The organism is Ferruginibacter sp. SUN002 (genome assembly GCF_050611725.1).
In the GTDB taxonomy this organism is placed as follows: Bacteria; Bacteroidota; Bacteroidia; order Chitinophagales; family Chitinophagaceae; genus Ferruginibacter.
This window is the reverse complement of record NZ_JBODJB010000001.1, coordinates 1,339,197-1,350,000: the sequence shown is the minus strand read 5'-3', so window position 1 is coordinate 1,350,000 and position 10,804 is coordinate 1,339,197. Positions and strand designations below refer to the sequence as shown.

General features: G+C 36.2%; 10 protein-coding genes (1 of these 10 running past the window's edge). 3 read left to right on the top strand and 7 right to left on the bottom strand.

What is annotated here, in order from left to right; genetic code table 11:
- A protein-coding gene (locus tag ACQ33O_RS05970) for a DUF4476 domain-containing protein (RefSeq protein WP_430994655.1) crosses the window boundary here: on the bottom strand, window positions 1–652 show its 5' portion. The gene continues 482 nt to the left of window position 1, outside the view; only the first 652 of its 1,134 coding nucleotides appear in the window; the start codon lies at window positions 650–652; the stop codon falls past the left edge of the window.
- Window positions 653–764: 112 nt separating this feature from the next.
- On the opposite strand from ACQ33O_RS05970, the gene ACQ33O_RS05965 reads away from it, so the two are divergent.
- Together ACQ33O_RS05965 and ACQ33O_RS05960 are read left to right on the top strand one after the other, a co-directional pair.
- A complete protein-coding gene (locus tag ACQ33O_RS05965) occupies window positions 765–3,209 on the top strand; it encodes a M1 family aminopeptidase (protein WP_430994654.1) in 2,445 nt (814 codons plus the stop codon).
- Window positions 3,210–3,433: 224 nt separating this feature from the next.
- Window positions 3,434–3,895 carry a hypothetical protein gene (locus tag ACQ33O_RS05960; protein WP_430994653.1) on the top strand — a complete coding sequence of 154 codons (462 nt, stop codon included), beginning with the start codon at window positions 3,434–3,436 and terminating at the stop codon, window positions 3,893–3,895.
- A gap of 54 nt (window positions 3,896–3,949) precedes the next feature.
- On the opposite strand, the gene ACQ33O_RS05955 is transcribed toward ACQ33O_RS05960, so the two are convergent.
- The 6 genes from ACQ33O_RS05955 to gap all read right to left on the bottom strand — a co-directional run bounded on the left by ACQ33O_RS05955 (window position 3,950) and on the right by gap (window position 8,792).
- Complete coding sequence (locus ACQ33O_RS05955) at window positions 3,950–4,459, bottom strand: GNAT family N-acetyltransferase (protein WP_430994652.1); 510 nt, start codon at window positions 4,457–4,459, stop codon at window positions 3,950–3,952.
- A gap of 18 nt (window positions 4,460–4,477) precedes the next feature.
- A complete protein-coding gene (locus ACQ33O_RS05950) occupies window positions 4,478–5,260 on the bottom strand; it encodes a TPM domain-containing protein (protein ID WP_430994651.1) in 783 nt (260 codons plus the stop codon).
- A gap of 29 nt (window positions 5,261–5,289) precedes the next feature.
- Window positions 5,290–5,751 (bottom strand): TPM domain-containing protein, encoded by a 462-nt coding sequence (locus ACQ33O_RS05945; protein WP_430994650.1) that lies wholly within the window; start codon window positions 5,749–5,751, stop codon window positions 5,290–5,292.
- Window positions 5,752–5,764: 13 nt separating this feature from the next.
- Window positions 5,765–6,337 carry a LemA family protein gene (locus ACQ33O_RS05940; protein WP_430994649.1) on the bottom strand — a complete coding sequence of 191 codons (573 nt, stop codon included), beginning with the start codon at window positions 6,335–6,337 and terminating at the stop codon, window positions 5,765–5,767.
- Between the two features lie 162 nt (window positions 6,338–6,499).
- Window positions 6,500–7,723, bottom strand: a complete 1,224-nt coding sequence (locus ACQ33O_RS05935; RefSeq protein WP_430994648.1) for a phosphoglycerate kinase — start codon at window positions 7,721–7,723, stop codon at window positions 6,500–6,502.
- A 58-nt stretch (window positions 7,724–7,781) separates the two neighbouring features.
- Window positions 7,782–8,792 carry a type I glyceraldehyde-3-phosphate dehydrogenase gene (gap, locus tag ACQ33O_RS05930; protein WP_430994647.1) on the bottom strand — a complete coding sequence of 337 codons (1,011 nt, stop codon included), beginning with the start codon at window positions 8,790–8,792 and terminating at the stop codon, window positions 7,782–7,784.
- A 224-nt stretch (window positions 8,793–9,016) separates the two neighbouring features.
- Here gap and ade point away from each other — a divergent pair, with 224 nt between their 5' ends.
- A complete protein-coding gene (gene ade / locus ACQ33O_RS05925) occupies window positions 9,017–10,660 on the top strand; it encodes an adenine deaminase (RefSeq protein ID WP_430994646.1) in 1,644 nt (547 codons plus the stop codon).
- Window positions 10,661–10,804 lie beyond the last annotated feature (144 nt).

Here is a 10,804-nt window from a genome sequence, read left to right as displayed (position 1 = left end):
TTTCTGCGGGAATAAATATTCTTATTGTATCTAAAGCATCGCCATTTTTATCTACATACACAAGTTCCGTGCCTTCAGTATTGGTATTATACAAGATTCTTGTTATAACCTCTTTTGGTACTTCAGATTCAGGTTGTACTTTAAGTTCAGGTTCCTGTGGTTTGACAACTTCGGGTTCTTCCTTTTTAAAAGGCTCTACTACTGCATCCTTTTGTTTTATTGAAGGATCTTTTACAACATCTGCCAGCATATTTGAAAAAGCGTCTGTCTTCTCTTCTTTAACGACAGATGGTGTATTATTTTGAGCACCGGCTCCTGCCATCAATACATTTAAGGTTTGTAAATTGAAAAGCCCCCATCCTTTGTCTCCAAAATTTTTAAGCAAGTACCCTTGATCTTTTTTATCGATGGTACATTGTATGTTTTGAGCAGGCGATTCATTTTTGGGAAATCCGATGGATAAATTATAAGTACCATCTATCAGTTTTGGAATTATTACATACCCTGACGCAGACGAACTGAATACTCTTTTATCTACTTTAACATAAAAGGGTTGCTTATTTTCGGTTTGTATATAAATAAATCTGCTTTGCTGTGCAGCGCTGTTCAGCGAAGCTGCAATCAACAAAAGGCAATAGACAAATTTTTGCATGGGTTACCTTATTTAGACAAATTTACTCATTCTTATAATGGTTTTACCATTTATACAAAAAATCATTGCTATAAACCGAGTAACCTTATTTTTACACACTAAAATAAAATTTATGAAGAAAGGATTTTTGATAATGTTTTGTACAATGACTGCTGTACAAATTAGTATGGCACAGGAAGTTTCAAGTGCTCCGGACACTTCTTGGAAAAACATTTACAGGGCAACAACAACCAAAGTAAATGACCTTGTACATACCAAACTGGATGTAAGGTTTGATTTTTCGAAAGCTCATTTATATGGAAAAGCATGGGTTACATTAAAGCCTCATTTTTATGCAACCGATTCTTTAACGCTTGATGCAAAGGGAATGGATATTAAAGAGGTTGCTATTATGAAAGGCAACGCCAAGAGTCCTTTGAAATACACTTATGATAGTTTACAGTTATTTATCAAGCTTGATAAGAAATATTCCGGCAACGATAAATACACCGTTTACATAGCATACGTATCAAGACCAAATGATATTAAATCGAAAGGTAGCGCTGCTATTACAGATTCTCGTGGATTATATTTTATAAATCCCAAAGGAGAAGATAAAACCAAGCCGACACAGGTATGGACTCAAGGTGAAACGGAAAATAATAGTGTATGGATGCCAACCATTGATAAGCCGAATCAAAAAAGTACTGAAGAAATTTATATGACTGTTCCGGCAAAGTATGTAACACTTAGCAATGGATTATTAATCAGCAAAAAAAATAACGCAGATGGGACAAGAACGGATTACTGGAAAATGGATCTGCCACATGCTCCATACTTATTTTTTATGGGAATAGGTGATTTTGCTGTGATCAAAGACAGTTATAAAGGAAAAGAAGTTAGTTATTATGTAGAGAAAGATCAGGCAGCATTTGCAAAAGGTGTTTTTGGGAATACCAGTGAAATGATGAAAGTTTTTTCTGAAAAATTGGGCATTGATTTCCCGTGGGCTAAATATGCACAAATGGTGGGAAGAGATTACGTAAGTGGCGCAATGGAAAATACAACTGCTACTCTACACCAGGAAAGTGCTTATCAAAATGCAAGACAATTAACTGATGGAAATTCCTGGGAAGGAACTATCGCACATGAATTGTTTCATCAATGGCTTGGAGATCTTGTTACTGCTGAAAGCTGGAGCAACCTTACAGTGAATGAAAGTTTTGCAAACTTCAGCGAATGCATTTGGTTTGAATATAAGTATGGTAAAGACTTTGCCGATGCACACAATTATGATGACATGGAAGGGTATTTATTCAGTGAAAGCGCAGATAAAGATCTGGTTCGTTTTAAATATGCCGACAAAGAGGATATGTTTGATGCCGTGAGTTACAATAAAGGCGGTCGTATTTTACAAATGTTACGCAATTATGTTGGTGATGATGCATTCTTTAAATCTGTCAATAATTATTTAACCACCAACAAATTTAAAACAGGTGAAGCTGCTCAATTGCGTTTAGCATTTGAAGAGGTTACCGGCAAAGATCTAAACTGGTTCTGGAATCAATGGTATTACGGTAGCGGACACCCGAAATTAGACATTTCGTATAAATATGATGCCGCAAATGAAAAAGCTTATGTGTTTGTAAATCAGGTACAGGAAGGCAATAAAATCTTTAAACTGCCAATTGCCATTGATGTATATATTGGAAAAGACAAAGAACGTCATAATGTATGGTTGCAAAACCGTGCAGATACTTTTATTTTTAATTACGGTAGTAAGCCCGAGTTGATCAATGTTGATGCTGATAAAATATTACTGTGTGAAAAAACAGATAATAAATCAACCGAAGAATATGTGTTTCAATATAAACATGCGCCTAATTATCTTGACAGAAAAGAAGCACTGGATTACTTTGAACAAAATGGGAAACCTGAATTAGCGCTTGGCATTAGTGATAAGTTCAGTCGTCTCAGAAGCCAGGCTATTAATGCTCTTGGCAGATCTGAAATAGCTATTGACGATGCAATACTCAAACAAGTTGAAGAAAATGCATTGACAGATAAAAACAAAAAAAGTAAAGCCGCTGCAATCAGGTTCTTAGCTCAAACCGCTGATTCAAAATATTTGGATATTTTTAAACGTAATGTTAACGATTCATCCTATTCAGTTGCCGGCGCCGCTTTAGAAGGGCTAAGTAAACTTGAACCTGCAAAAGCTTACGAAACTGCTAAGAAATATACAGGAGATGCTAAAGGTGCATTAGGCAGGGCTGTAGCTGACATCATTATGGCAAACGGCGACGAAAAGGATTTTGACTATGTTTCTACGAACTTTGATGAGTCTCCAACTTCTCAAGAAAAAGTTGGAGCCTCTATTACCTATTGTAATTACCTTAAAAATATCGCCGATATTGAAAAAGTAAAAAAAGGAATAGATCATGTAATAAAATTCAGAAATGAAATTCCTGCACAATATCATGTTTATGTTGACCCTGCATTTAAAAAAGGATTTGATGGTTTAAGCAAGGCAAAGGGAAAAGTGATTGAAGAGTATATAAAGCAAGTTTTTAAATAAGATTGAATACAGCTAAAAAACACGCCATATGGCGTGTTTTTTAGCTCTTTTTTATTAGGATGCAACTTTTTATTATCATTTTCAGTCTTAGGCTCAAAACTATTTATTTCGGATTGGTATAAAAATTGTTAGAAAACCTTGTCAAACTAGTAGGTTTTGAGTTAATTTCGTACAAATGGTAATAAATAGAGATCATTAAAATTAAAAACACATAAAAAATGAACATGAAAAAAATTAGTATCCTTGTCTTATCAATGATGTTAGTAGTGAGTGTAACAAATGCTCAAAACAAAACCGCAAACAGTTTAACTTATAAAACTGCTGCAGGTATTAAAATCTGGAATGGTGGAGGTTTAACTCTAAAAACATTTTTGGATCAAAAAAATGCGTTGGAATTTATCGGCTTCTTTAATAATGCCGGAACCCGTATTACAGGCTTATATGAAATACATGGCGACTTAAATACCGAATCAAATTTGAAATGGTATATTGGCCCGGGTGCTCACGTTGGTTTTTACAAAGGGAGCAATACTTTTGTAGGTATTGATGGCGTAATTGGTATGGATTATAAATTCAAGAATTTACCATTAAACCTCTCTCTTGATTGGCAACCTACTTTTGAGTTTGGAGATGGCCGTGGTTTTTATGGTGACTGGGGCGGATTAGGTGTTAGATATACTTTCTAATCAATATCTAAAATTTATATAAAAAAGCTGCGTTAGTACGCAGCTTTTTTATTTTCAGAATTTCTTTTTTATCCATTTTTCTTTCTGCAGATGCATGTTTAACGATATCCAAATCTTTTCATTTATTCTGCTTTCACTTTTTTTGTCAGGATTAATTTCAAATCCAAGTTTCTCGTAACATTTTATTGCAGCAGTATTCCAGTCATACACGTTTAATTCGGCAGTCTGTTGATCGAGCTTGGCAAATGCATACTCTAGTAACTGTTCTACTATTTTTTGGCCGATACCTTTACCTCTTAAGCTTTTATCACCAATTAGTATTCTACATAGGCAGGCTGTATTTTCTTTGATACAAATTTCCGCATATCCGATCATTGCTTTGGTATTGATTTGAATCACTTTAAATGCATACCTGTTGCGATCGTTTAAAGATCGATCTAGTTGATCTGCTGTTAAAGGAAAAGTAAATGCCGGTCCTGCGAATTGCATGAGCAATTCTTCAGAATCTATCCATGACAATAAAATGTCATAATCGGTTGAGGAAAATTTTTGTAATTGTATCATTTCGTAACATCGCCTTTGTTACCAACTTCCACTGGCTCCACCGCCACCAGAGCTACCCCCACCGAAACCGCCGAAGCCTCCACCACCGCTCCAACCACCGCCACCGCTACTTCTACCACCTCCACCCCAGCCTCCTAAATCGCCGCCGCCCCAAAATACAGGTCTTGATCCACGCCTGCTCATATATGAACCACCAGTACCACCACCAATGGACGAAAGAATAACCAAAGCTATAATGATAATCAGTATAATTTTTAATGTTGATATTTTACCTCTTTTGTGATAACCGGCAGGGGCCTGATATTCTCCTTTGACCGCTTTTATAATAGCATTTGTTCCTTGCTCTATACCTCCATAATAATCATCGCCTTTTAATCTTGGAACAATTTCTTCATCGATTATATGTTTGCAGGTAATATCAGGTAATGCACCTTCCATTCCATAACCGGTTGTAATGTTGAGCTTACGATCATTTTTGACAATGAGTAACACTACACCAGTGTTATTCTTCTTTTCACCTACTCCCCAGGCTCGTAAAAGTTTTGTATTGTATTCGGCTATATTATCGCCATTTAAAGTAGGAATGATTACTACTGCTATTTGAATAGTAGTGCTATCATCGAATGTATAAAGTTTTTTTTCGAGTGCTTGTTTTTGAGCTGTAGTAAGCGTTCCGGTAAAATCATTCACTAACTCCTGCTTACCGGTTCTGGGTTTCAGCAAAGCTCTTGCATCAAAATTGCTTTGAGCAAAAACAGATGCAGATACCAACAAAAAAAATATAGATAGAAGTTTTTTCATGTTATCTCCTAAGGAGAAAATTTAATAGCTTATTTCCCGAAAATTATTTCATCGGGTAATTCATTTTTATCTGTGGTCGCTTCGTATGGAAATTTTTCTTTCAATGTTTGTCCTATTTGCAAAATGCATTGTTCCAAACCGTTGGTGATATTTTCTTTTGTAAAAGAAGCGATCATGTTTTGAACAGAACTATTCCAGTATTCAGCTCCCGTTCTTTCATAAATACCCTGATCAGCAAACAGGGCCAGTTCCTTATCTTTTGTGGCAATGTATAAGAGCACCGCATTGCGGTGCTCTGTATCCCGCATTTTGAATTTAAAGAAAATTTCAGCTGCTCTGTCAATCGGGTCTACAAAAGGATTTTTGCTTTCTACAAATACCCTTATCTCTCCGCTTGTCTGTCTTTCAGCAGAGCGGATACATTCCACGATCTGTTTTTTTTCTTCAGCAGAAAAAAAATCTTTCTTTTTGAATAAAGGAAATAGTGGCACCGTGATGATTTAATTATTTATCGATGTCAATTTTGGCGTCTTTTGCTCCTTCATCTGCTTTGTAGTTATTCTTCTTGGTATATCCAAAAAGACCTGCCACCATATTTGCAGGGAATCTTACGAGCTTTGTATTGTAAGCAGTGATCGCATTATTCCAATCGCCTAACGCTGTCGTTACTCTATTCTCTGTTCCTTCTACCTGTGTTTGCAAATCTTTAAACAACTCGGTAGCTTTTAATGTAGGATAAGCTTCGATATTAATATTCAACATAGCCCTTCCCAAGTCACTGTATTGTTTATCTGCCTGGGCAACCTGTTGCGGATTATTTTGATCAGGCGTAATGTTTGGAATTCTTGAACGCATCTGAACAATTTTTATCAATGTCGTATCTTCATTTTTAGCTGCTCCCCTAACGGTGCTCACTAAATTCTCATAGAGTTTTGCTTTACGTTGATACTGATTCTCAACTTTACCCCATTCGCCATCAATACCTGTTGATGCTGTAGCAAGACCATTTCGAACACTGATCACCCATAGTACTAATACAGCAACGATACCTAAAATAATAAGACCTGAACGTTTCATGTTATTTTGTTTTTTGTTTTAAGAAGATAAATATAATATTTCTTCCAGATATAGAATGATTAATTCTATAAGAGGCAAATTGTGTCGGTAAAGTGCTACTAATAGTCGGTAAAAAAATAGCCTGTGTTCGTACACAGGCCTAGTAAAAAATATTTGACAATTCTATTTTATGGCTGCTATGCCCGGTAAAACCTTTCCTTCAAAATATTCCAACATAGCGCCGCCACCTGTACTTACATAACTAACCTGGTCTGCTAAATGGAATTGGTTTACTGCTGCAACACTATCTCCACCACCTACTAAACTAAAAGCACCGTTTCTGGTAGATTCGGCTACAGCCAAAGCAATTGATTTGGTTCCGTTCTGAAATTTTTCCATTTCAAAAACACCCATCGGACCGTTCCATAAAATGGTTTTTGATTTATTGATTATTTCACTGAAGATGCCTACTGCTTTCGGACCGATATCCAGCCCCATCCAACCATCCGGCACCGCATCACTTTGAGTAATTTGTGTATTTGCCTTAGCATCAAAATTATCTGCACAAATTGAATCTTCGGGCAAATGAATGCTTACATTTTTTTGCTTTGCTTTTTCCAAAATTTCTACGGCTGTTTGCAAACGGTCGTCTTCACACAATGATTTTCCAATTTTACCACCACGTGCTTTCATAAATGTATATGCCATACCACCGCCAATAATGATATCGGTTGCTCTTTCCAATAAATTTTCGATAATAAGAATCTTATCCGAAACTTTTGCGCCACCAATGATCGCAACAAAAGGTTTTTCTGAATGATGTAATACTTTTTCTGCACTGATCACTTCTCCTTCCATTAACAAACCAAACACTTTTTTATCTGCAGCAAAGAATTTTGCAATCACTGCCGTACTTGCATGAGCTCTGTGTGCTGTACCAAATGCATCGTTCACATATACATCTCCCAGCTTGCTTAATTTTTCTGCGAATGCTTCGTCGCCTTTTTCTTCTTCTTTATAAAAACGAAGATTTTCTAATAATAAAACTTCACCCGGCTTTAACATGTTAGCCGTTAGTACAGCTTGTTCGCCAATACAATCATCGGCAAAGAATACACGAACAATTGGTGCGGTTGTGCTGCTTTTTGATTCTACGTTCAATAGATCAGATAAATGTTTCACTAAATGTTTTAATGAGTATTTATCGGTTGGACCATCTTTGGGACGACCTAAGTGACTCATTAAAATTGCGCTACCACCATCTGCCAATATTTTTTTAATGGTTGGAATGGTTGCGGTCATTCTTGTGTCATCTGTAATATTAAATTCAGCATCTAACGGTACGTTGAAATCAACACGAACTAATGCTTTTTGGCCTTTAAAATTGTATTCGGAAAATTTACTCATAAAAAAGTTATTGATAAAAAAAGCCGGAACAAGTCCGGCATAAAATATTTGTTTTGTATTAGCTGATCAAACCTGCGAAATGCTTAACAGTACGTACCAATTGAGATACATAGCTCATTTCATTATCGTACCAGCTAACAGTTTTCACTAATTGTTTGTCGCCAATGGTCATTACTTTAGTTTGAGTTGCATCAAACAAGCTACCAAAATGCGTACCGATGATATCAGAGCTTACAATTTCATCTTCAGTATAACCATAGCTTTCATTAGCAGCAGCTTTCATTGCAGCATTAATTTCTTCTACAGTTACTTTTTTATTCAATACACTTGTCAATTCAGTTAATGAACCGGTGATGGTTGGAACCCTTTGTGCACTACCGTCTAATTTACCTTTTAATTCAGGTAATACTAAACCGATTGCTTTTGCAGCACCTGTACTGTTTGGTACAATGTTAGCAGCAGCAGCTCTTGCTCTACGCAAATCACCTTTTGGATGTGGCGCATCTAAAGTATTTTGATCGTTCGTATAGGCGTGAATGGTAGTCATGATACCCATTTCAATTCCGTAAGTGTCATTTAACACTTTAGCCATTGGAGCTAAACAGTTAGTTGTACAACTTGCACAGCTGATGATCGTTTCGCTACCATCCAAAATTGCATGATTCACATTGAAAACAACTGTTTTCAAATCGCCTGTAGCAGGAGCAGAGATCACTACTCTCTTTGCACCGGCAGTAATGTGAGCCGCAGCTTTATCTTTATCTGTAAAGAAACCTGTACTTTCAATTACCACATCAACACCATGGCTACCCCAAGGAATTTGTGCAGGATCTTTTTGAGCGTAAATTTTTACTTCATGACCATCTACAATGATCGAATTTTCAGTTGCAGTTACTTTTTGATCGAAACGGCCTTGTGCGCTATCATATTTTAATAGATGTGCTAAAACTGCAGGACTTGTTAAGTCGTTGATAGCAACAACATCGATGCCTTGCATATTATATATTTGACGGAAAACTAAACGTCCGATACGACCGAAACCATTAATTGCAACTTTTACTGTACTCATTTCTTATGTATTTTGATTGATTAATTTTTTGAATTCGAGTGCGAATGTACGAAAATTACAGCAGAAAACGGACGGTTTTGAGGTCTAAAATCAAATTGCGTAGAAAATACACGATAATTTGGAGAAAAAGTGAGGTTTAATAGGGCTTTCAACGCTTTGATACACTATTAAAATCTAGAAATAACAAATAATTCCTATTTTTATCAATACTCAAATAAAAAGAAATGAAATCGTATTCAGTTAAAGGAAACATAGTAGATATTTTTAATAAAGAAATTTTTTTTGGCGAAGTGGTGGTTGAAGATGGGAAAATTAAATCGATAGAAAAAACGACGGACGATGGGCTAGAGATAAGAGATAATACAGCGCCATTTATTTTACCCGGATTTGTAGATAGTCATGTTCATGTAGAAAGTAGTATGCTCGTTCCTAGTGAATTTGGCAAACTTGCAGTAGTACATGGTACCGTTGCAACGATCAGCGATCCTCATGAAATTGCCAATGTTTGTGGCATTGAAGGCGTTGAATATATGATCGCTAACGGCAAAACTGTTCCTTTTAAATTTCATTTTGGTGCACCAAGTTGTGTGCCTGCCACTATTTTTGAAACTGCAGGTGCTGCATTGCTTTCGGAAGATGTTGATAAGCTTTTGCAAAGCGATGATATTTATTATTTAAGTGAGATGATGAATTTTCCGGGGGTGTTGTTCAATGATGAAGAGGTGATGAAAAAGATTGCCTCAGCTAAAAAATATAATAAACCGGTTGATGGACATGCGCCGGGATTGAGAGGAGCTGATGCAAAAAAATATATTGACGCCGGTATCAGTACGGATCATGAATGTTTTACCAGAGAAGAAGCTGAAGATAAATTGGGCTTTGGCATGAAGATATTGATCAGAGAAGGAAGTGCAGCCAAGAATTTTGAAGCATTGATTGCCTTGATGCATGATAACTATGAGATGATGATGTTTTGCAGTGATGATAAACATCCGGACAGTTTAGTATTAGGACATATCAATCAATTGTGTGCAAGGGCTGTTGCAAAAGGCATTGATGTTTTTAAAATATTACAAGCCGCTTGTATTAACCCTGTACTGCATTATAAAATGAATGTTGGTTTATTAAGAGTTGGCGATGCTGCAGATTTTATTATTGCGGAAGACCTGAAAGATTTTAAAATTTCTCAAACTTATATTGATGGAAATTTAGTTGCAGAAAATGGTGTTTCAAAAATAACGACTACGAAAGGTGGTGTTATCAATCAGTTTAATTGCAAACCTACCAATCCTGCTGATTTTATTGTTGTTTATAACAATGAAAGAGAGATCCCTGTAATTGAAGCACTGGAAGGACAGTTGATCACTAACAAGCTAATGGTAAAACCTGTTGTTCTTAATGGGGAAATTGTAAGTGATATTGAAAATGATATTTTAAAAATAGTTGTGGTTAACCGCTATAAGCAGTCCGTTGTTGCAAAATCTTTTGTGAAAAATTTTGGTTTAAAGAAAGGTGCCATTGCTTCTACTGTTGCACATGACAGTCATAATATTATTGCGGTGGGTGTAGATGATGTAAGTATTTGCAAAGCGGTGAATCTTGTTATTAAAGAACAAGGTGGTGTAAGTAGCGTAACTAATGAAAACGAAATGGTATTGGGTTTACCTGTTGCAGGATTGATGAGTAATGAAGATGGTTACAAAGTTGCAGATGCGTATACTGCTATCGATAAAATGGTGAAAGAAGAATTAGGCAGCCATTTGAATGCTGCATTCATGACCTTGTCTTTTATGGCGCTGTTAGTAATACCACATTTGAAATTGAGTGATAAAGGGTTGTTTGACGGGGATACGTTTAGTTTTGTGTAGATCTTATTTACTTCGTGTCAGTCTATATTTACTTTTTTGTCTTGAAACAAAAAAGTAACAAAAAAATTCAAGGCAGGAACGATTACTGCCCGTTCCTGCCGCACAGCTCTGTGCACCAGTTGTACTACTGTAGCTTCAACATTG